Raw genomic sequence first — 21,380 nt, 5'->3', positions numbered from 1 at the left:
ATTGATACAAATCAAAATCAATGGGAATAATTGGACAGCGGAGGGGAAACAATGTATTTTCACGGTACTAGCAAAATCAATGTAAAAGGTCATTTAGAGATCGGCGGCTGCGATGTCGCAGATTTGGCAGAACAGTTTGGAACGCCGCTTTATATTGTTGACGAGGCGCTTGTGCGTCAGCGCGCGCGCGAATATGTGGAGTCGTTCCGCGCATCGGGCCTGAAATTCCAGGTTGCCTATGCGAGCAAAGCATTCAGTGTAATGGCTATGTGTGCCATTGCCGAGCAAGAAGATCTGTCGCTGGACGTCGTCTCTGACGGCGAGCTCTACACGGCGATGAAGGCAGGATTCCCGGCGCAGCGCATTCACTTCCATGGCAACAACAAGACGCCGGATGAGATCAACATGGCGCTTGACGCGAATATCGGCTGCTTCGTAGTGGACAACTTCAACGAGCTGCAGCTGCTTAATGCGCTTGCAGGCGACAAGGGCAAGAAGGTTAAGATTCTGCTTCGGATTACGCCGGGTGTTGAAGCACATACGCATGAATATATTTCAACGGGACAAACCGATTCCAAATTCGGCTTCGACCTGGGCAACGGTTCGGCATATACGGCGATCAAGGAAGCCGATGGGCTCCCTAACCTGGAGCTGCTGGGCGTTCACTCCCATATCGGCTCGCAAATTTTCGAGGTGGAAGGCTTCCAGATGGCGGTAGATAAAGTAGCGGGCTTCGCGGTCAAAGTGCGTGATGAGCTCGGCATTATGTTCAGCGTTATCAACCTTGGTGGCGGCTTCGGCATCCGTTACATCGAAGGGGATACGCCGCTTCCGATCTCGCAGTATGTCAAGGCGATCACCGATTCCATCAAAACCAACTTCTCCAATGCCGGCTACACGCTGCCTGAGATTTGGGTTGAGCCGGGCCGCAGCATGGTTGGCGATGCGGGTACGACGCTGTATACAGTTGGGACAAGCAAAGACATTCCAGGCGTGCGCAAATATATTGCCGTTGACGGCGGCATGACCGACAATCCCCGTCCTGCGCTGTACGAGTCCAAGTACGAGGCGATTCTCGCCAACCGTGCGAATGAAGCGGCAGAAGAGACCGTCTCCGTAGCGGGCAAATGCTGCGAGAGCGGCGACATGCTGATCTGGGATTTGGAGCTGCCTAAAGCGAAGACGGGAGATTTGCTGGCCGTATTCTGCACAGGCGCATACAACTATGCAATGGCAAGCAACTACAACCGGATTCGTCGTCCGGCGGTAGTCTTCGTCAAGGATGGTCAAGCGGATCTGGCAGTCAAGCGCGAGTCGCTGGACAATATTATCGGCAATGACGTAATCCCTGCAAGAATGAAGCAAGCAAGCACCGTTCAACAATAGAAATGAACAAACAGGCCGCTGCGCAGGGGAATGTTCAACGATGGAAATGAACAAGCAGGTTGCTGCACAAGAGAATGTTCAACGATGGAAATGAACAAGCAGGCCGCTGCACAAGGGAATGTTCTTACGATCGCTGTTGTTCCCGGAATTCTTGAATTGTATCCGTTCATGTGGAATTCCAGGAACAAAGGCGAGCGCTGACGCTTCTCCAGAATCATTCCCCCTGCTCCGCTCTGTTGTTCTTGCAATCGTTCAACTTATAATAAGGAGGGGCAAACAAGACGGACAAAGCAACCTGTCCGTCCCAGCAAGCCCCGAATTCTGTTGTGATCAAAGACCCACTCACAAAACCATATAAAGCCAAAAGCACACCAAGCTCAAAAACAAACACAAGCTCAAACACAATCATCTAAAGCCAAATACACAACCAAGCTCCGCCCCAACAACCCAAGTCACACACTTCCCTTGCACTGATGTGTACGGGAAGTGTGTGTGTGTGCAGTGCATCGAAAGAGAGCTTTATGGCGGGAGCCATAAAGCGGGTGCAGGTGGATGGTGGGGGAGAGAAGGGTAAGAGTGGAAGGTGGCAGCAGGAAGGTTTTAAAGAGGCTGATAGTGGGTGAAGAGGCGTAGAGGTGGAGCGTGTCCACGGAAGTGGACGAAAGCGGGTTGCGGCACCATAGTGGGGACGAAGACGGCCTCGTGGCAGGTACGGTGGGGCCGGGGTCCAGGGGAGGGAGCCCCTGGGGTCCCCCTTTCCAAGGGGGATTTAGGGGGATTAAACCAAATTGGGAGGACAACAAACAATGGCAAAACAAGCGAAAATTACAATGGCAAACGGCGGAGAAGTAGTAATTGACCTATTCGATCAAGACGCACCGAACACGGTTGCAAATTTTGAGAAACTGGCGAACTCTGGTTTCTACAATGGCTTGACATTCCACCGCGTTATTCCGGGCTTCGTCGCACAGGGCGGCTGTCCGAACGGTGTCGGCAACGGTGGGCCGGGATACAATATCAACTGTGAGATCAACCCGAACAAGCATGAGCGCGGTACGCTCGCAATGGCGCATGCCGGCCGCAATACAGGAGGCAGCCAATTCTACATCTGCTATCAGCCGCAGCCGCATCTCGATGGCGGACACACCGTATTCGGCAAAGTGGCGAAAGGCATGGAGCATGTTGATGCATTCCAGGGCCGCGACAAAATGGAAAAGGTCGAAGTTGTAGACGTATAGGACGTCAGCCTGAATAAGCCTTGACTCGTATAGGGGCTTTCCAGAAAGTCCTTTTGGAAGTCTCAGCTCCCACTTTAAGCAGCTGTACGACGTGGAATGCCTGCGATCTTGGGATTGTTGATGTATTTCCTCGCCAGAGGACGATCCGTCATTCAAACGCCGAGACAAGCGAGATGCGAGGAGGCAAACATGCGAAACGGCAGTTTTGTTCTCGTTTCTGACCCGATGAAGGTAAAATGCCTGCCAGAGTGCATGTATTTTACCTTTATTTCCTTTTAACGGCCGATTTTTTCTCACATTCATGCATCATTGCAGGAATTTTATCATTATGGCGTCTTTTAACCGAAATTCATGCACATTCGCAGGCTTTTTACTCCGTCACTCTGCCTTCGAACCACTTGGAGAAGGGGTGACCGAGAAAGTGGTCTGATGATTTCAGAGTCCCCACTATAGGAATGAAATAGATGCTTCCGGCCCCACTTTTTTAGCCTTTTAGTGGTTTTGGAGGCATCTTCTCCTATCAATTGGGAATGACTCTTTGGATATTGGACTTTCTGGACAGTCCTTATTTGCTGTTTCATAATCGGACTGATCGTGTTATAGAGGTATATCAGGAAAGGAGGGGGCATGATGACGCCTCAAACTTACTATGTATCGATAACATCGGGTACGATTGAGATGAAGCCTTCGCGCACGGATCAGCTGTCCATTCAAGCAACCGAGGAGGAGCTTACGATACTTCAGCGGAAGCTGCAGCAGGAGGAGAAGATTACGGAATCGACCTCCCTTCGCGCAGCAATTCCTTTCAAATCCGCTGAGCGGGACCCGGCCCAGGAGAAATTCAGCGATGACCTGCTTGACCTCTATGCGTATATTTACAGGCTCGGTACACCCAGGACGAGGGAGCATATCGAATCGATGAATATTTTGCCTAAGCTGACCAATCAGAACAGCCACTATCCGGGCTATAATTAGCGGTTATGAGCGATTGCGGGGAGCAGTCTCTGAGCAGAGGGCTGCTCTCTTTCGGCTTCCGACAAAAATAATCGATGAAAATAGATTGCATTTTTCATTCTGAAGTGGTAACATTTCTTCAAAGTATTTGCGGTTTCCTTCGGGGTAGGGTGAAATTCCCAACCGGCGGTGATCAGAGCAGCGTACACGACTCGTCCAACGATTACGTGTTCGTCGTTCTGTCAGTCCGTGACCCGATTCGCAGCTTCTGATCGTCTAACGGTGAAGCAATGGCGAAGCGGTGGACCTGGTGCAATTCCGGGACCGACAGTAAAGTCTGGATGGGAGAAGGAGACGTTTGCGAATTCCATTTTTTCTATTCGCTCACTTTGTATATTTTTTCACAAAGTATGAGGGCTTGTTTAAATGTGTCTTCCATTACGTCCTTTACATTCCCATCACTCCGTTGGCTGCCTGCCATAGGGGTGATTTTTGTTTGTTTACTGGTCTTATTGAAGAGATAGGTACACTGTCACGCTCCTACAAGCAAGGGGAGGCCATGCTGCTGACGATCAAAGCATCCCGCGTGCTGGAGGATGCGGCAATCGGGGACAGCATTGCAGTTAATGGCGTATGCTTGACCGTAGTAGAGCTTAACGGCACCTCCTTCACGGTGGATGTTATGCCGCAAACCTTCCGCCATACGAATATAAAGGATATTCGCCCTGGCGAGACGCTCAACCTTGAGCGGGCGATGAAGGCCGGAGGACGCTTTGGCGGCCACATCGTTCAAGGCCATGCCGATGGAACAGGTGCCATCGTAACGCGGACGCCGGATGCGAATGCGGTAGTGTTTACGATCAGACCGCATGATCCTGCTTTATTAAGATATATCATTCCTCAAGGCTCCATCACACTGGATGGTATAAGTCTTACGGTTGTGTCTGCAGATCAAGCGACTTTCACGGTTTCGATTATTCCGCACACCTTGCGGGAGACGGCGCTGCAGTTCAAAGGGGCAGGCGGTGTCATCAACATTGAATGTGATGTATTAGGCAAGTATGTGGATCATCTGCTCCATTACAAGGGCGGCGGGCCGGCAGGCGGAGAGAGCGATTCCGGATCCAGGCAAGGAAGCCGCGGTGGCGGAATAACGGCATCTTTTTTGGCGGATAACGGATTCATGTAATTAACCAGACTTGCAGGAAAGGTGGTCAACCCTATGCATGACGATCAACAACAAGTAAATCCGAACGAGATTGATGCCGGGAGCTTTGATGCGATTGAAGAGGCAATCTATGATTTGATTCTCGGCAAACCGATCATCGTCGTGGATGATGAGGACCGCGAGAATGAAGGTGATCTGATCGCATTGGCGGACAAGTCAACACCGGAAGTCATTAATTTCATGATTACTGAGGCTCGCGGTCTGGTCTGTGTGCCGATTACCCCTGAGAGGGCGGAAGAGCTGGAGCTTCCTCCGATGGTAACCCATAATACGGATTATCACGGCACAGCCTTTACGGTGTCCGTCGATTATATCTCCACTTCCACCGGAATCTCGGCGCATGAACGGTCGGAGACGGTCAAGGCGCTAATCAATCCGAATACGAAGGCGGCGGACTTCCGGCGGCCGGGGCATATTTTTCCGCTTATCTCCAAGAAGGGCGGCGTTCTGCGCCGGGCGGGACATACGGAAGCAGCGATTGATCTGGCCCGCATGTGCGGCTCCGCTCCTGCAGCGGTTATCTGCGAAATAATTAAAGAAGACGGCTCAATGGCAAGAATGCCCGACTTGATCGAATTTAAGAACAAGCACAAGCTGAAACTAATTACGATCCAGAATTTGATCCACTACCGCAATGAGAAAGAAAAGCTGGTGGAGCGCGCGGTCGATGTGAAGATGCCGACAGATTTCGGTATTTTCCGCGCTATCGCTTACACGAATGAGGTGGACAGCAAGGAGCATGTCGCGCTGGTCAAGGGCCAGCTGGACCCTGACCGTCCGACGCTTGTCCGTGTCCATTCGGAATGTCTGACCGGCGATGTATTCCACTCCCACCGCTGTGATTGCGGGCCGCAGCTGGCTGCTGCTCTCAAGCAGATTGATGAGGAAGGAAGCGGCGTGCTGCTCTATATGCGGCAGGAGGGGCGCGGTATCGGCCTGATTAATAAATTGAAGGCTTATGCACTGCAGGAGCAGGGATTCGACACGGTGGACGCGAATATTAAACTAGGCTTTGCTCCTGATCTGCGCGATTACGGGATCGGCGCTCAAATTCTCAAGGATCTCGGCGTTCGCAAGATGCGCCTTCTGACCAATAATCCCCGGAAGATCCGGGGCCTTGAGGGCTACGGCATCGAGGTTGTGGAGCGGGTTCCCCTGCAAATGGAAGAGAATGAGGACAATACGAATTACCTGCATACCAAACAATCCAAACTCGGACATATGCTCCGTTTTGACGATACTATTGAAAAAGTGGAAGGATGATCAATCATATGGCACATCAAGTATTCGAAGGTCACCTGATTTCGCAAGGTTTGCGTTATGGAGTCATCGTTGGACGATTCAATGAATTTATTTCGAGCAAGCTGCTGGGCGGTGCGCTGGACGCATTCAAGCGCCATGGCGCAGATGATGCAGAGGTGGATATTGCATGGGTGCCAGGTGCATTCGAAATTCCGTTGATCGCACTCAAGATGGCGGAGAGTGGCAAATACGATGCGGTCATTACTTTGGGCGCAGTAATCAGAGGGTCAACACCGCATTTTGACTATGTATGCAGCGAAGCGGCTAAGGGCGTGGCGGCTGCCAGCCTCAAGACAGGCGTGCCGGTTGTATTCGGCGTACTGACGACGGATTCCATCGAGCAAGCGGTAGAGCGTGCAGGCACGAAGGCAGGCAACAAGGGCTGGGAAGCTGCAGTTACCGCTATCGAGATGGCGAACCTGACCAAAACGCTGCTGAGCTAATATTTTATGAAGTTGTTAGAATAGACAAAGATGATATCAGTTGCACAGACAACCGGTCATTCCCACCAAGGGAATGCCGGTTGTCTGCATGACGTTTAGGAGGCAGCACCATGGCGGTGACATACAAACTGGAGTCGTTCGAAGGCCCGCTCGATCTGCTTCTGCACTTGATCGACAAAGCGGAAATCGACATTCATGAAATATCCATAAGTGAAGTGACGGATCAATATATGGAATATTTGAATGCGATGCAGGAGCTGGAGCTTGAGGTTACGAGCGAATTTCTTGTCATGGCGGCGACTCTCTTATCCATTAAAAGCAAGCAACTCTTGCCTAAGCCTCCGGTCATCGAGGATGATTACGAGCTGTGGGAGGACGACGGCCTTGATCCGCGCGACGAGCTGATTGCCAAGCTGATTGAATACCGGAAATACAAGCAAATCGCGGAACAGCTTCGGGAACAGGAATTTGAACGCAGCCTTGTCTTTACGAAGGAGCCGGAGGATTTAACGCCTTATATGAAGGCAGTACCGGTTAACCCCGTCAAGGGGCTGCATGTGGGCGATCTCGTCAAAGCGTTCCAGAAGGCGCTGCGCAGAGCCACGCGCCGCAATATAGTCGCGACGATTCACCGGGACGAAATATCGGTTAAGGACCGGATCAATGACATTATCGTCGTATTAAGGGACTATGAAACGGTTCGTTTCTCGAAGCTGATTCGTGAAGATATGAGCAGGCATGAGATCGTTGTAACGTTTCTGGCGCTGCTGGAGCTGATGAAGATGAAGCATATTCGCTGTTATCAGCATCAATTGTTCGAGGACATTGTGATACACAGGAGAGGAGAAGCGGCTGAAGATGGACTACTCGAAGTTGAAGTCGATTATTGAAGGCCTGCTTTTCATGGCAGGAGACGAAGGGCTAAGCGCCAAGCAATTATCCGATATATTAGAGCTCGACGCTGCGGTTGCGGCGGACATTACGAATGATCTGATGAAGGAGTTCAAGCGCAAGGGACGAGGTATTCAGGTGACGCTTGTTGCAGGCTGCTTTCGATTAACGACGAATCCTAAGCACGCGGCTTATTTTGAACGAATGGCTTATACACCGACACGCTCGAGCCTCTCTCAAGCGGCTTTGGAGACGCTGTCGATTGTCGCCTACCGGCAGCCGATCACACGGGTTGAAATTGAAGAGATACGGGGAGTCAAGAGCGAACGCCCAATCTATACGCTTGTTACGAAGGATTTGATCGAAGAGGTGGGCCGCGCGGAAGCTATCGGCAGACCGATCCTGTACGGCACGACGAAGTCGTTCCTTGATTATTTTGGACTGGCCGGCTTGGATGCGCTTCCCGAACCGACAGCAGTTGATGATGATTCGCTTGACGACCAGACCCAGCTCTTATTCGAGAAGCTGGAGGGCCGCCAGCTGACATTGGAGGAAATGCCGCTGGGAGATTTGCCGCCGCTGGATGAGCTGCTGTCCGAGGAGTTCGATACCGTGGAACCGGAGGCGGAAGAATTAGGGACAGAAGAATGGGATGGGGAAGAACTGGATACGGAAGAGCTGGAGAAGGAGCTGTTCGACAGGGAAGCGCAGTCTTCCGATGAAAACGAGTAAGATGATGAATGAGATTTGTCCATGAGGTCATACTATATTCGAGCCAATTATAGGGAAACGGGGGATTAGCGCCCATGCTGGGTTACCCGCTCGGATGGTTGATTGGGGCAGTTCTCTTTTTTTTGCTTATTTTCGCCGCTGCGATGTCCTCGGTCGTCATTCACGGCAACGCAAGGCGAATCGGTGACAATGATCACGCCGAGCTGCAAATAAAAGCGCTGCTTGGACTTGTTAATTATCATTGGGAGCTGCCGATCATGCGGGTCAAAGGATTCGAGATGGAGCTGAAGCGCGAGGTTACGGAAGAGAATATGGGCGGGAAGCATAGCGGATCGTCATTAACCAACCTCAATCCGGAGAAAATAATGCAATCGATTGAGAAAGCTCAGATGCTGCTTAAACATACGGATAATTTGCTGGGCTGGGTTAGAACGATGCTGAGCCACGTGAAGCTGGTTGACTGGCAGTGGCGAACGGCAGTAGGTACAGGAGATGCGATGTGGACGGCTATGGCGACAGGAATGGTCTGGTCGGTGAAAACAACGGCGATAGGCGTGCTGTCGCAATTGGTCCGTTTGCAGGCGCAGCCTGAGATCGCTGTAGACCCGAATTTTGAACGGGCGCAGTTCTCTACAGACGGGCAATTCACGGCGAAGATCAGGTTCGGCTATGCGATCTATGCCGGAATTGTGCTGATGCGGCGGGTAAAAAAGGTTCATGGCACGGAGAAAGGGCTGCTGGGCTGGCAAAAAATCCTGCTGAAGGCGTAAGGCACATAATGAATCTTAGCCAAGGGAAAGCTAGGTATTGCAACTTGCACTGACTTTATGAGGTGAGTACCCGAAGGAGGAGGAAAGAAAGTGAACAATCATCCGATTCAAGGCTTGATGCAGACAGCCATGGAAAATATTAAAGAAATGGTCGATGTGAACACGATTGTCGGCGATCCCGTCCAAACGCCGGACGGCAGTGTCATTATGCCGATCTCCAAGGTAGGATTCGGTTTCGTAGCAGGCGGAAGTGATATCCGGTTCGACAACAGCCAGCAAACGGAGAGCACATCGGCAAAGTCCGGCGATGCCCACAATGCTTCGGTGGCACTGCCATTCGGCGGCGGCAGCGGCGGCGGTGTCTCCATTACGCCGATTGCCTTTCTTGTTGTCGGGACGCAGGGTGTGAAAATTGTACCGCTTGACGGTCAGACGCATCTGATGGAGAAGGTTATCGATTCTGCGCCGCAGGTGTTCGACAAGATTCAAAGCATGTTCAAAAGCAGCAGTCAATCCCAGACAGGGAATGATGTTTCTGTGCTGATCGAAACGCCGGAGTCGAACCTGGTGTAGAGACGTAAAGGCCATGTTCTATCCTGCAAGGCTGTATCCATCGCCATCCCAATGGCGGTCGGGTGCAGCCTTTATTCTGTTGCGGCTCATGTTGCCCCATACGGTCAATACCGGCAATGATCATAGGGACATATGAATGTCACAGGGTTCATATACTTGTACAAGACCTGAAGTCGGATCACAACCGGCAGTCGGCAAGCCGATTGAAGCTTATTCCAATGTTAGAGGAGGAAATGTATGAGGCTCGTTCGTATGACCATAGGTCTCATGGGGGTATTCGTATTAGCGTGGAGCATCATACCATGGGACCGAGCTGCGTCCGTCCATGCTGAACCTGAGCCGATCTCCACACATGCCAAAGCGGCCGCGCTCATCGATGTGGAGTCCGGCAGGCTGTTGTATAGCGATGAAGGCGACAAGCAGATGAAGATCGCCAGTCTGACCAAAATAATGACTGCTATCGTAGCGATTGAGCATGGCAAGCTGTCCGACAAGGTGAAGACAAGCAAGCGCGCGGCCGGCAAGGAGGGCTCCTCGATCTACCTGAAGCTGGGCGAGGAGATGAGTCTGCACAATATGCTGTACGGATTGATGCTCCGCTCCGGCAATGATGCGGCAACCGCAATCGCCGAGCATGTCGGCGGCTCGGAGGAAGGATTCGTCCATCTCATGAATGAGAAGGCTCGCATGCTCGGGCTTGAAAATTCACAATTCAAGAATCCCCATGGGCTGGATGCCGAAGGGCATTATTCGTCTGCGAACGATCTGGCCAAGCTGACGGCCTACGCGCTGCGCAACCGGATTTTCAAAGAAATCGTCAAGACGAAAATAAAAACAGCGCCGAATCCGAACGAAGAATGGGACTATAAGTGGAAAAATAAAAACAAGATGCTCACGATGTTCGAAGGAGCCGATGGCGTAAAGACCGGCTTCACCAAGCAGGCCTTCCGCTGTCTGGTCAGCTCGGCGACCCGCAACAATCAACAATTGGCTGTCGTGACACTGAATGACGGCGATGATTGGGTCGATCACCAGAAGCTGCTTAATTGGGGCTTCGCCCATTATCCGCTTGACGAAGTGGCGCATAAAGGCCAACCGGTTAATGGCTATCCGCTCGCGGTCGGCCGAACGCTTCAATATCCGTTCGCAGAGGGCGAGAGGGAGCAGCTTCGTTCCAAGATGGTACTCCTTCCGGTAAAATCTACTGCTTATGCGCTGGGAGAGCGGGGCACGATCAATTGGTATATCGGTGATGCGAAGATCGGCTCTACACCTGTCTATGAACCCCAGGGCGCTCGTATCAAGCTGCCGGATCGGGAGGCTTGGTCGACCTCGTTGACGTCGCATCCGTTATCCGCCAAGCCCTGGCTGACCTCCTTCTGGGGAGCGTTGAAGTTTGTGCTGGGGACGCTGTTCGGAGGGGAGGCGGCAAGATGGTGAATTGGATCTGGTTGTTCTTCATCGTTGCAAGCTTCATCGCTGCAGCCGTTACCGGGAGGATGGAGGCGCTGACTGAAGCGGCATTCGATGGTGCGAAGAGCGGGGTTACGGTCAGCTTCGGCCTGATTAGCGTCATGGTGTTCTGGCTCGGACTGATGCGCATTGCCGAGGATGCGCGGCTGCTGGATAGAATGGCCGTTCTGCTGCAGCCTGTCGTGCGGTTTCTGTTCCCGGATGTGCCGCGCAACCATCCTGCGCTTGGCTATATTATGAGCAACATGAGCGCGAACATTCTGGGGCTTGGCAATGCAGCTACTCCTATGGGTATCAAAGCGATGCAGGAGCTGCAGAAGCTTAACCCTGACAAAGAAACAGCATCGGCGGCAATGTGCACACTGCTGGCGCTTAATACTTCGAGCATTACGCTCGTGCCAACTACGCTGATTGCGATTCGGATGACATACAGCTCCGCCCATCCTGCCGAGATTGTCGGTACGACGCTGGCTGCGACACTAATCGCAACAGCAGCTGCAATAGCGGCTGACCGCTGGTACAGGCATCGCTCCGGCAAGCCTCCGCAATGGAAGGACATCGGCGGGGGCTCCGGCGGGGCAGGTGCAAGCGGCAAGCATGGGGGCGCGGGAGGTTATGCGGCAATAGCGAACAATACGCCGGGCAGCGGGAAGGGTGAGGCCGTTGTATGAATGGATAACGGCAGTATCTTCATGGATCATCCCCTTTATGATTGTGCTGATTCCTCTGTACGCCGCATTCCGCAAAGTGCCTGTATACGAAACATTCCTCAGCGGCGCCCAGGAAGGCTTCGGGACAGCGATCAATATTATTCCCCATCTTGTAGGGATGATGGTGGCGATCAGCATGTTCCGCGCTTCTGGCGCAATGGACATGCTGGCCTCCCTGTTCGAGCCGCTTTTTCATTGGCTCCATATTCCTGCCGAGGTTCTGCCGCTTGGCATGCTGAGGCCGCTTACCGGAGCAGGCTCGCTTGCCTTCACGACCGAGCTGATCAAGACGTATGGCCCGGATTCTATGATCGGCCGGATCGCCTCCACTATACAGGGCAGCACGGATACGACGCTGTATGTGTTAACTGTATACTTCGGCGCAGTAGGAATCAGGCGCAGCCGCTACGCGCTGAAAGTCGGGCTGTTCTCGGATATGGTAGGCTTTGCTGCAGCGATTATGATTTGTTTATTGGTATTTGGATGATTTGGAAGCCTGTTGGGTGGGAAGGCCTGAGGAAGGTCCCCGCTTCGACAGGCTTCTTCATGTGGAACTTCCCTTTGCTGCCGCTTTTAGGGTATGATGAAGGGTGAGGTGAAAGCATTGGAACGTTTACAGAAAATATTGGCGCAGGCGGGTGTCGCATCACGCCGCAAATGCGAGGAACTTATTACTTCCGGACAAGTTCAAGTCAATGGCGAGGTCGTAACAACGCTGGGCGTGAAGGCTGATCCAGCTGCCGACGTCATTACAGTGAAGGGCAAGCCGATCAAGAGCGAGAGCAAGCTCTATGTGATGCTGAATAAACCGAAAGGTGTCATTACGAGCGCCAGCGATCCGCAGGGCCGCAAGATCGTGTCGGACTTCCTGCATGGGATTAAGGAAAGGCTCTACCCGGTCGGCCGCCTGGATTATGATACGGAAGGCCTGCTGCTGCTTACGAATGACGGCGAATTCGCTAACCTGCTTACCCATCCAAGCCATCATGTGCCCAAGACGTACCTGGCGACAGTCAAGGGCGTGCCCCACGGCACAGAGCTGGAGAAGCTGCAGAAGGGAATCAAGCTGAAGGACGGCATGACTGCCCCTGCGGAAGTAGAATATCAGGATGTGGATCCCGACAAGAAACAGGCGACGATCAGCATTACGATCTATGAGGGGCGCAATCGCCAAGTGCGGAGAATGTTCGAGGCGATATCGCATCCGGTCATCCGGTTGAAGCGCGTCAGATTCGGCGAGCTGCACTTGGAGAATCTGCAGCGCGGCAAGTTCCGTCATTTGACGCCCAAAGAGGTAAAGGAGCTGCTGGACAAGGCGCTCAAGACACATAAAATTCAAAAATAACACGTGGCGGCGAGCTTTAATGCCGCCCGATTTTCGTTATAATGATACTATTCACGGTGCAGCGACAAAAGGGGCGGTGACGATAAACCGGTGAAAAAGAACCGCAGAACCATTCAAATTATTATTCTGCTTGGCGTCGTGTTACTGGGCGGCTATGCGATAGGCAATGCATTGTTCTCATCCAATGACAGCCTGCCGCAGAAGGGAGATACCCCGCCGGATTTTGCCTTGCTTGGCCTTGACGGCAAGACACACAGGCTTGCCGACTACAAAGGAAAGGCGCTAATCATCAACTTCTGGGGAACTTTCTGTCCGGGCTGCGTGTATGAAACACCTGATCTGCAGCGCCAATATGCGAAGCATAAGGACAAGCCCTTTGAGATCGTAGGCATTAATTTGGGTGAAGATGAGTTTACAGTCAACAATTTTGTTAAGCAGTACGATGTGAGCTACACAATCCTGTTTGATAATAATCGAAACGTGGAACGCAAGTATGGCCTGAGGTCGTATCCAACGACGTTTTTTGTTAGACCGGATGGCACGATAATGGACATTTTCGTCGGACCTATGACGGAGAAGGACATCGATGAGCGCGTCACAGAGCTGCTGCAGTCCTAGTCGAAGGAGGTCTATTCTACTTTGCTGTCTTTTCAGAATACGAAATGCGAATGCGGCCACCAGAACCCGATCGGCACTGTGCTGTGCGAGAACTGCGGCAAGCCGCTGGAGGAAGCGGAAGAAGCCGGTAAGGATACCCCGCTCGAAATGCGTTATGATGGCATTGCCCGCCGCTCGCAGAAGAGCAATCCGGGCATTATCGACCGGGTATGGAATTTCTTCTCATCGGTCAAAATAGCGGTTCGTCTAATCGTTATCACATTGCTTGCTGCTATAGTCGGTACGATATTTACGCAGGAGAATGCCTTTGTCTCCTTTGATCCTTCCACCTACTATGAAGAGAAGTACGGCTGGATCGGCAAAGTCTATTACGAGCTTGGCTTGTCCAATACCTATGAATCCTGGTGGTTCATCGGTCTTCTTGTCATGATCGGAACTTCGCTTGTTATATGCAGTCTTGACCGGGTGCTGCCTCTTTATCGGGCGCTTAGCAAACAGCAGGTGCGCAAGCATGGAGAATTTCTATCCAGACAGAAAACGGTCTATACTGCTGATATAAAGGGTGATGAGGCAGCATGGATCGGAGGGCTGGCAGAGCAGTTGAAGCGCAAACGCTACCGGGTGAAGACGGATGGTACGGCCTTGCTTGCGGAGAAGAACCGCTTCAGCCGCTGGGGCCCTTATATCAACCATATCGGCCTGATTATATTTCTGCTGGCTGTGCTGCTTCGCTCTATTCCGGGCTGGTCGATGGATAATTATATATCGGTGCCTGAAGGCGAGGTTGTGCAAATTCCCGACACCTCCTATTACTTGAAGAATGAGAAGTTTACCGTTGATTACTACACGGATGAAGAGCTTCCAGAAGGGCTCAAAGGAACAGCGCGCGCCAAGCTGTACGAAACAAAGGCTGTCCTGTACGAATGCACAGCGAATTGCGATGATCCATCCGTCCAGCCAGAGCTGGAAGAGGTGAAGCGCCATAATATCATTGTGAATGATCCGCTTTCCTATAAGGGGCTCAAGGCTTATCAGTTCGGCTTTGATGATACGCCCAGGCTTAAGGCAGTCAATCCCGTGCTGATAGATAAAGAGTCTGGCAAGACATACGGCCCCTTCGAGCTGGATATGCGCAATCCCAAGCTGATCTATACGCTGGGGGATTATACGCTTGAGCTTAGACAGAAGTATATGGATTTTACGCTGGATTCCTCCGGCAATCCGACGACCAAGTCGCGCGAACCGAATGCGCCCGCATTTATTTTTCTGCTGAAAGGCGCGGATTTGCCGGCCGAGGGCGTTCCCTACATGTATTTCCCTAAGCAAAATGACAAAGAACGGTTCAGCCAGGATACCATCAACGGCGAGACTGGAAAGCGCTTTGAGATTAAAGTTCCGTCAATGGAAGGTGTAGCCTTCACTGGTGCGATTACTTCGCTCAACGTTCGGACTGACTATGCGATGCCTTATATTTGGGTAGGCGCAGGCATCTTTATGTTCGGAGTTCTGATCGGAACTTATTGGCAGCACCGCCGTATCTGGCTTCGCATAGACGAGGGACGTCTACTGCTGGGCGCACATACGAACAAGAACAATTACGGCATGCGTGCCGACGTCGCATCCGCTCTGCGCGGAATCGGCATCGACATAGAGCCCAAGTCGCTCGATAACGGAGGGAACAAATCGTGAGTTTGCTTGATTTCAGCAGCGACGCCTTTCTAGTCGCCTTCTTTCTATACTGCTTTGGATTTCTGTTCTATGCGGTTGCTGTAGCAGGCCGCAATTGGAGCAACCGCAAGCCGGAGGATCATCTCCGGCGCTGGGGGCGCATTGCCTTTATCGTCTCTGTGCTGGGATTCGCCGCACATCTGACGTTCTTCATTACCCGCTGGATTGGCGGGGGACATATCCCGACCAGCAACATGTATGAGTTTATGATGTTTCTGGCGATGGCGATTATGTTCGCTTTTGTCGTCGTTTATGCGATTTACCGGAAGCCGCTGCTTGGCATGTTCACACTTCCGCTGACGGTCATTATCGTCGCTTATGCGTCGGTATTCCCACAGGAGGTTCAGCCGCTTATACCAGCGCTTAATTCCTACTGGCTCCGCATTCATGTTACGACAGCAGCGCTTGGTGAAGCATTCTTCGCGGTTGGCTTTGCGGCTGGCCTGATGTATTTGCTTCGCACTGTTGATTTCAAGAAAACCGATGCCCAATCTCGGCGCGACCAGCGCTGGGTCGAATTTACCCTTTATGTGATCGTCATTATTGTAGCGTTCATCGGTACTGTATTCGCCTTTCGCGGCGTTGACTACAAGGCATCCTTCATTCAGGAGATTGTGTCGATTGACAGCAAAGGGATTGAGAGTACAACTACGGAGACGGTTGAATATTCCATGCCGCCGATCTTCAAGCCCTACAACAGCCAGAATATCGAGGTGCAATCTTTCCTTGGCATGAAGGAGCCGCTATTCGAGACACCGTCATGGATGCATGGCGTCAATGCGGCACGCAAGCTGAACACTATTGTATGGTCCATTCTGACGGGCTCGATCTTGTACGGAATCCTTCGTCTGGCGCTTCGCAGACGTCTTGGAGCGGCGATCAACCCGCTCATGGACGGCATTGACGAGGAAGATCTGGATGAAATCAGCTACCGCGCCATTGCCATCGGGTATCCGATCTTTACACTCGGCGCATTAATATTTGCTATGATCTGGGCGTACATCGCATGGTCCCGCTTCTGGGGCTGGGACCCTAAGGAAGTATGGGCGCTTATAACCTGGCTGTACTACACCGCCTATCTGCATCTGCGCCTGTCACGCGGTTGGCATGGAAAGAAGTCCGCATGGCTTGCCGTTATCGGCTTTGTAGTTGTCATGTTCACGCTCATTGGCGTTAATCTCGTTCTGGTCGGCCTTCATTCTTATGCCGGTGTTTAATGAGACACGAATTAATGGATGGAGAGGAGTCTGATCCGCATGTCTGAACAATTGCACCGTATTCTGGTCGTGGATGACGAAGAAAGAATCCGCAGGCTGTTGAAGATGTATTTGGAGAAGGAAGGCTATGAGATCGAGGAGGCGGAGGATGGCGAGACAGCGCTGCGCCTTGCAACAAGCAGCGATTTCGACCTCATTCTGCTTGATGTTATGCTTCCTGGAATCGATGGCATCGAGGTATGTACAAGGTTGCGCCAGGTTAAGGCTACACCTGTTATTATGCTTACTGCCAAGGGCGAGGAGATGAACCGGGTTCAAGGGTTCGAGGTAGGCGCTGATGATTATGTGGTCAAGCCTTTCAGCCCGCGCGAGGTAATCTACCGGGTGAAGGCGATTCTTCGCCGCTCGTCGGCAACGGCGTATCTGACCAAAGAAACATTAACGAATAACAATATCGTATTCCCGCATCTCATTATCGAGCATGATGCCCATCGCGTTATGGCTGGCGGCCAGGAGGTCAGCTTGACTCCGAAGGAGTATGAGCTGCTTCATTATTTGGCTATTTCGCCGGACAAGGTGTTCTCGCGGGAAGAGCTGCTCAAGGATGTTTGGAACTATGAATTTTTCGGCGATCTGCGCACAGTCGATACGCATGTGAAGCGGCTGCGCGAGAAGCTGAACAAAGTATCGCCGGAGGCAGCTGCCATGATCACGACAGTATGGGGCGTCGGATACAAGCTTGAGGTGCCTAAGTAAGTGATGATATGGAGAAGTGTAGTCGGTAAGCTGTGGCTGACGATCATGCTGCTTGTGGCGGTCGTTCTGATTATACTCGGAATGTTCCTGCTGCAATATATCGACAGCGCATTTACCAATTCAGGTGATGTCAAAGTATTGTTCGTCTACACGGCGGTTATCGGATTTTTGCTGTCCACCTTTTTTGCATTCTTCTTGTCTACCAAGATTACACAGCCGCTCCTGCAATTGAAGAAAGCAGCGGATCTGATCTCGCAGGGCGAATATCGCACGCGAGTTCCGATTCGCTCCAATGATGAGCTTGGCGATCTTGCCAATACATTCAACCATATGGCGGAGGATCTCGATACGCTGATCCGCGATCTGAATCATGAGAAGGATCATTTGGCCAGTGTGCTTAGAAGCATGGCGGACGCGGTAGTTACCTTCGATGCGGAAGGGCAGGTCATCCTGGCTAACCCGCATGGCCAGCAGCTGCTGGGCCGCTGGAATGAGCTGGAATGGCTTGAAGAGGAACGGGAGAAGGGCAATCGGGGCCGCAATCGCAGTCAAGTGCCTGGACCGCTGTTCGAGCTTTACCGTACCGTGCTTCGTGAAGGACGGGATATGACGGACAAGGTTCATGTTCAGAGCGGTGTCTGGTCGGTTGTTATGGCGCCGCTCAAATCCAATGATACCGTACGCGGTGCTGTTGCCGTTATACGTGATGTGACAGAGGAGACGAAGCTGGAGAAGCTGAGAAGGGATTTTGTCGCCAACGTCTCTCATGAGATTCGAACGCCGCTGTCCATGCTTCAGGGCTACAGCGAAGCGCTGATGGACGATATTGCGGCCTCTCCGGAAGAGCGGCAGGAGCTGGTGCAGGTCATTCATGACGAATCGCTGCGCATGAGCCGTCTTGTGAAGGATTTGCTGGATTTGGCGCGGATGGAAGCCGGACATATGGAGATGAATCTCATCGAAGCGGATCTGGAGAGCCTCCTAAGACGGGTTCATCGCAAGTTTCTCGTCTACGCCAAGGAACGGGGAATTCGTCTTCAGTGCATGCTGCCGGAGGTGCCGCTTCGCGTTGCAGCGGCGGATGAAGACCGGCTGGAGCAGGTGCTGACTAATCTGCTCGATAATGCGCTGCGCCATACACACAGCGATGCTGAGATTATATTGTCGGCGAGGCATGTCACGCTGGAACAGAAGCGATATATCGAAGTGAAGGTTAAGGACGAGGGTCAAGGCATCCCTGAAGGTGATTTGCCTTATATCTTCGAGCGATTCTACAAGGCTGACAAAGCGCGGACGCGCGGCGCAGCCTCCGGTGGGACTGGTCTTGGACTGGCCATTGTGAAGAGCATTGTAGAGTCCCACAGGGGCCATATACAGGCGGAAAGCACAGTGGGCACAGGGACGACGTTCACACTGCTGCTTCCTGTCGAAGCAGAGTAGCATTTAGCAAAGCGCTCCGAATCGGAGCGCTTTTTTTGTTGATTCAGGAAGACTAATCTTGTTGGTCGTGAAACAATTTACAATTTGTTCATATAAATTGTTTGTCATGTAGAGGAGACCGATAGGGCTTGGCGTAAAGCCGGAGTGTTCTGGACAATGTCAATTTTGCGGCGCTGTTGATGACTTCAATTCGGCAGACAGAGAAGGAAGCCTGCGTAAGTGCAGGGATTCATTTGGAAAAAAGCCGCAAATGGTAGAATGCCTGCGATTATTCATGATTATAAGGTGGAAATGATCGATAAGCGGAATTTTCGGCGAAATGCCTGCACTCTGGCAGGTATTTGGTCGTCAGCAGGGCGGAACGAGGCAAAAACTGCACTTTTGCAGGAATCTACGGATTAGCATGGGGATGCACAGATAGGAAATCGATTAAAGCGGGGTTCCAAATCAGAAATATGGTTGAAAAAATGGGTTTCCCGGACAAGGGAGCTGCTTTGAGCTTTGATTCGGAGAAAAATGACGGAAAGTTGAATAAGCCCCTCTCATCTGCGGCAATCGTTAGGGTATAATTAGGGTGGAGCGTTAAAAAACAGGATCGTGATGACAGTTATATTTTCGACGATTGAAGGGGAGAGAGTGCAGTGAATGCCAAAAAGACGGCTGCTGAAAAAGCAGTAGAATACATTAAAGATGGTATGACGGTTGGCTTGGGCACGGGATCAACTGCGTATTGGGCGATCCGCAGAATCGGAGAGAGAGTGCAGGAAGGGCTGAATATCCGAGCGATTGCGACCTCTCGTGCATCCGAGGAATTAGCTGTAGAGCTTGGTATTGCAATGATGTCATCCTCAGAGGCGGTGGAGCTCGACCTGACAATTGATGGGGCGGATGAGGTTGACAGGAGTTGGAGTTTGATCAAAGGCGGCGGTGGAGCGCTATTGCGGGAAAAAATAGTTGCTTCCATCAGCAAGCAGCTCATCATCATTGTTGATGAAAGCAAGGTGAAGGAGCGCTTAGGCGGCTTCGCGTTGCCAGTGGAGGTCATCCCGTTCGGCTATGAAATCACAATGAGACAGTTGAGTGCTACTGGCTGCACGCCTGTTCTGCGCATGCTGGAAGGCAAGCCATATTGGACTGACAACGGGAATTATATCGTGGATTGCGATTATGGGGATATCCTGCATCCGTCGCAGCTTGCGATCAGAATCAATGCGATTCCCGGCGTAGTAGATAACGGACTGTTTGTTGGCATGGCAGGGCAAGTGATTGTGGGCTACGGGGACGGCACCGTCAAGCAGCTTGAAAGAAGGGGCAGCGAGTAATGAACATCGGCATTGATGCAGGCGGCACGCTTATTAAAGCTGCTTATCGACATGAGGATTCGCTGGAGCTTGTCACCTTTCCAATTGCGGAGCTGGTGCATGTGGCTTCTTGGTTGAACGAAATGCAGAATGCTGATATTTGTATAACAGGCGGGAAAGCGTCATTACTGCAGAGGCATCTGAAGCAGGAGGCCAGGGAGATCGTCGAGTTTCAAGCATCCTGCCGCGGCGCACAGTATTTGCTCGAACAAAATCATATTGCAGAGGAATCATACATATTGACTAATGTCGGCACCGGAACTTCCATCCATTATGTGGACAGAGGCGTTCAGCGGCGGGTAGGCGGCACCGGCATTGGCGGAGGGACTATGGTTGGCCTCTCCCGGCTTCTTACCGGCTTGTCGGAATATGGAGCTATAGTTGAAGCGGCTGCTGGCGGCTTGCGTGATCGGATAGATTTGACAGTGGGCCATATCTATGAAGGTGGAGAGCCGCCGATTCCGGGCCATTTGACAGCTAGTAATTTTGGCAGCGTTGCAAGATCAGCCGCCGAGAGACGATACAGGGAGCCCGAGCTGGCCGCTTCGGTCATTGGAATGGTGGGAGAGACTGTCGCAACGGTAAGCGTGCTTGCGGCACAATCCTGCGGCGTCTCGACGATCGTATTTATCGGGTCGTCCTTTATTGGCAATGATCCGCTCAAGAGAGCGGTAGAGAGCTACACAGAGCTGAGGGGTGGCAAACCGGTCTTTCTCGATAAAGGCGAGTATTCCGGCGCATTGGGAGCCCTATTAAGCGATCTTGCAGATTCGGCATGGTGAGTTGGCCCCATTTTGGACGGAGGGGTCCTGGCAGAGCGAGAATCCTGCGTAAATGCGTAAATGCGTAAATGCAGGAATTTCGGTGGATAAGTGCGGTGCGTGGTAGAGTCCCTCCTGCGATTATGCACGCTGTTGAACAAAGCCGTTGCCGTCAGCGATCCCGGCCATTTTCTGTTCTGCTTCAGGTTCGGAACAATAAGCAGGAGCGCGAATCGAAGAACGGTGATTGACATCTCTGCTTGAGAAGCCAATAGATGGCAGGAGAGTAGGGGGCAGAATGCAGAGGGATGTCCAGAACAATAAGAAGCCTGCAAATGCGCATGAATTTCGGTTAAAAAACGCTTCAATGATATAATTCCTGCAGCCAAGCAGGTATTTTAGAAAAAACTGGCCGATAAGAGGAAGATATGATGAAATGCCTGCACTCTGGCAG

Annotated in this window: 21 protein-coding genes and 1 riboswitch; all 21 genes read left to right on the top strand. The window is 52.0% G+C overall.

Annotation, left to right across the window (positions count from 1 at the left end; all coding sequences use genetic code 11):
• The first annotated feature begins 51 nt into the window (after nt 1-51).
• The 21 genes from lysA to coaW all read left to right on the top strand — a co-directional run bounded on the left by lysA (nt 52) and on the right by coaW (nt 20,947).
• A complete protein-coding gene (lysA, locus tag K0T92_RS01955; RefSeq protein WP_219870731.1) occupies nt 52-1,386 on the top strand; it encodes a diaminopimelate decarboxylase in 1,335 nt (444 codons plus the stop codon).
• A gap of 806 nt (nt 1,387-2,192) precedes the next feature.
• The gene (locus K0T92_RS01950; protein ID WP_219870730.1) at nt 2,193-2,624 is read left to right on the top strand and encodes a peptidylprolyl isomerase; all 432 of its coding nucleotides are present in this window, start codon (nt 2,193-2,195) and stop codon (nt 2,622-2,624) included.
• Between the two features lie 627 nt (nt 2,625-3,251).
• The gene (locus K0T92_RS01945; protein ID WP_219870729.1) at nt 3,252-3,599 is read left to right on the top strand and encodes a hypothetical protein; all 348 of its coding nucleotides are present in this window, start codon (nt 3,252-3,254) and stop codon (nt 3,597-3,599) included.
• Between the two features lie 131 nt (nt 3,600-3,730).
• Nucleotides 3,731-3,935: riboswitch (FMN riboswitch) on the top strand.
• Between the two features lie 139 nt (nt 3,936-4,074).
• Nucleotides 4,075-4,767 (top strand): riboflavin synthase, encoded by a 693-nt coding sequence (gene ribE, locus K0T92_RS01940; RefSeq protein ID WP_219870728.1) that lies wholly within the window; start codon nt 4,075-4,077, stop codon nt 4,765-4,767.
• A gap of 33 nt (nt 4,768-4,800) precedes the next feature.
• The gene (locus K0T92_RS01935) at nt 4,801-6,069 is read left to right on the top strand and encodes a bifunctional 3,4-dihydroxy-2-butanone-4-phosphate synthase/GTP cyclohydrolase II (protein ID WP_219870727.1); all 1,269 of its coding nucleotides are present in this window, start codon (nt 4,801-4,803) and stop codon (nt 6,067-6,069) included.
• 8 nt (nt 6,070-6,077) lie between these two features.
• A complete protein-coding gene (gene ribH, locus K0T92_RS01930; protein WP_219870726.1) occupies nt 6,078-6,551 on the top strand; it encodes a 6,7-dimethyl-8-ribityllumazine synthase in 474 nt (157 codons plus the stop codon).
• Between the two features lie 110 nt (nt 6,552-6,661).
• Nucleotides 6,662-7,441, top strand: a complete 780-nt coding sequence (locus tag K0T92_RS01925; RefSeq protein WP_219870725.1) for a segregation and condensation protein A — start codon at nt 6,662-6,664, stop codon at nt 7,439-7,441.
• On the top strand, nt 7,410-8,174 hold the full coding sequence (scpB, locus tag K0T92_RS01920; RefSeq protein WP_219870724.1) for an SMC-Scp complex subunit ScpB: 765 nt from the start codon (nt 7,410-7,412) through the stop codon (nt 8,172-8,174). Before K0T92_RS01925 ends, scpB begins: the two co-directional genes overlap by 32 nt.
• A gap of 74 nt (nt 8,175-8,248) precedes the next feature.
• Complete coding sequence (locus K0T92_RS01915) at nt 8,249-8,944, top strand: DUF2953 domain-containing protein (RefSeq protein WP_219870723.1); 696 nt, start codon at nt 8,249-8,251, stop codon at nt 8,942-8,944.
• Nucleotides 8,945-9,034: 90 nt separating this feature from the next.
• Nucleotides 9,035-9,517, top strand: a complete 483-nt coding sequence (gene ytfJ, locus K0T92_RS01910) for a GerW family sporulation protein (RefSeq protein WP_219870722.1) — start codon at nt 9,035-9,037, stop codon at nt 9,515-9,517.
• 237 nt (nt 9,518-9,754) lie between these two features.
• On the top strand, nt 9,755-10,957 hold the full coding sequence (locus K0T92_RS01905; protein ID WP_246627788.1) for a D-alanyl-D-alanine carboxypeptidase family protein: 1,203 nt from the start codon (nt 9,755-9,757) through the stop codon (nt 10,955-10,957).
• Nucleotides 10,951-11,661 carry a nucleoside recognition domain-containing protein gene (locus K0T92_RS01900; protein ID WP_219870721.1) on the top strand — a complete coding sequence of 237 codons (711 nt, stop codon included), beginning with the start codon at nt 10,951-10,953 and terminating at the stop codon, nt 11,659-11,661. Before K0T92_RS01905 ends, K0T92_RS01900 begins: the two co-directional genes overlap by 7 nt.
• Nucleotides 11,662-11,698: 37 nt before the next feature.
• Nucleotides 11,699-12,187 carry a spore maturation protein gene (locus K0T92_RS01895; RefSeq protein WP_219871167.1) on the top strand — a complete coding sequence of 163 codons (489 nt, stop codon included), beginning with the start codon at nt 11,699-11,701 and terminating at the stop codon, nt 12,185-12,187.
• 117 nt (nt 12,188-12,304) lie between these two features.
• Entirely contained in the window at nt 12,305-13,045 is a 741-nt protein-coding gene (locus K0T92_RS01890; protein ID WP_219870720.1) for a pseudouridine synthase, read from the top strand.
• A 90-nt stretch (nt 13,046-13,135) separates the two neighbouring features.
• Complete coding sequence (locus K0T92_RS01885) at nt 13,136-13,663, top strand: redoxin domain-containing protein (RefSeq protein WP_219870719.1); 528 nt, start codon at nt 13,136-13,138, stop codon at nt 13,661-13,663.
• Between the two features lie 21 nt (nt 13,664-13,684).
• Entirely contained in the window at nt 13,685-15,352 is a 1,668-nt protein-coding gene (gene resB, locus K0T92_RS01880; RefSeq protein ID WP_219870718.1) for a cytochrome c biogenesis protein ResB, read from the top strand.
• Nucleotides 15,349-16,608: a cytochrome c biogenesis protein CcsA gene (ccsA, locus tag K0T92_RS01875; RefSeq protein ID WP_219870717.1), complete on the top strand. Its 1,260-nt coding sequence runs from the start codon at nt 15,349-15,351 to the stop codon at nt 16,606-16,608. The genes resB and ccsA overlap by 4 nt, the downstream gene beginning before the upstream one ends.
• Nucleotides 16,609-16,647: 39 nt before the next feature.
• Nucleotides 16,648-17,364: a response regulator transcription factor gene (locus K0T92_RS01870; protein WP_219870716.1), complete on the top strand. Its 717-nt coding sequence runs from the start codon at nt 16,648-16,650 to the stop codon at nt 17,362-17,364.
• Complete coding sequence (locus K0T92_RS01865) at nt 17,365-18,804, top strand: HAMP domain-containing sensor histidine kinase (RefSeq protein WP_219870715.1); 1,440 nt, start codon at nt 17,365-17,367, stop codon at nt 18,802-18,804.
• 641 nt (nt 18,805-19,445) lie between these two features.
• On the top strand, nt 19,446-20,126 hold the full coding sequence (rpiA, locus tag K0T92_RS01860; protein ID WP_219870714.1) for a ribose-5-phosphate isomerase RpiA: 681 nt from the start codon (nt 19,446-19,448) through the stop codon (nt 20,124-20,126).
• Complete coding sequence (coaW, locus tag K0T92_RS01855) at nt 20,126-20,947, top strand: type II pantothenate kinase (protein ID WP_219870713.1); 822 nt, start codon at nt 20,126-20,128, stop codon at nt 20,945-20,947. The genes rpiA and coaW overlap by 1 nt, the downstream gene beginning before the upstream one ends.
• Nucleotides 20,948-21,380 lie beyond the last annotated feature (433 nt).

The organism is Paenibacillus oenotherae (assembly GCF_019443105.1).
GTDB lineage: Bacteria > Bacillota > Bacilli > Paenibacillales > Paenibacillaceae > Paenibacillus_Z > Paenibacillus_Z oenotherae.
Note: the sequence above shows the minus strand (reverse complement) of the source record. Positions and strands in the feature narration are given on the sequence as shown.

Excerpts from the sequence above, each read along its gene's own strand:
- K0T92_RS01895 (WP_219871167.1), top strand. The coding sequence starts at position 11,699 with ATGATTGTGCTGATTCCTCTGTACGCCGCATTCCGCAAAGTGCCTGTA.
- K0T92_RS01945 (WP_219870729.1), top strand. The coding sequence starts at position 3,252 with ATGATGACGCCTCAAACTTACTATGTATCGATAACATCGGGTACGATT.
- K0T92_RS01870 (WP_219870716.1), top strand. The coding sequence starts at position 16,648 with ATGTCTGAACAATTGCACCGTATTCTGGTCGTGGATGACGAAGAAAGA.
- ribH (WP_219870726.1), top strand. The coding sequence starts at position 6,078 with ATGGCACATCAAGTATTCGAAGGTCACCTGATTTCGCAAGGTTTGCGT.
- K0T92_RS01915 (WP_219870723.1), top strand. The coding sequence starts at position 8,249 with ATGCTGGGTTACCCGCTCGGATGGTTGATTGGGGCAGTTCTCTTTTTT.
- K0T92_RS01935 (WP_219870727.1), top strand. The coding sequence starts at position 4,801 with ATGCATGACGATCAACAACAAGTAAATCCGAACGAGATTGATGCCGGG.
- lysA (WP_219870731.1), top strand. The coding sequence starts at position 52 with ATGTATTTTCACGGTACTAGCAAAATCAATGTAAAAGGTCATTTAGAG.
- K0T92_RS01905 (WP_246627788.1), top strand. The coding sequence starts at position 9,755 with ATGAGGCTCGTTCGTATGACCATAGGTCTCATGGGGGTATTCGTATTA.
- K0T92_RS01950 (WP_219870730.1), top strand. The coding sequence starts at position 2,193 with ATGGCAAAACAAGCGAAAATTACAATGGCAAACGGCGGAGAAGTAGTA.
- coaW (WP_219870713.1), top strand. The coding sequence starts at position 20,126 with ATGAACATCGGCATTGATGCAGGCGGCACGCTTATTAAAGCTGCTTAT.
- scpB (WP_219870724.1), top strand. The coding sequence starts at position 7,410 with ATGGACTACTCGAAGTTGAAGTCGATTATTGAAGGCCTGCTTTTCATG.
- K0T92_RS01925 (WP_219870725.1), top strand. The coding sequence starts at position 6,662 with ATGGCGGTGACATACAAACTGGAGTCGTTCGAAGGCCCGCTCGATCTG.
- K0T92_RS01900 (WP_219870721.1), top strand. The coding sequence starts at position 10,951 with ATGGTGAATTGGATCTGGTTGTTCTTCATCGTTGCAAGCTTCATCGCT.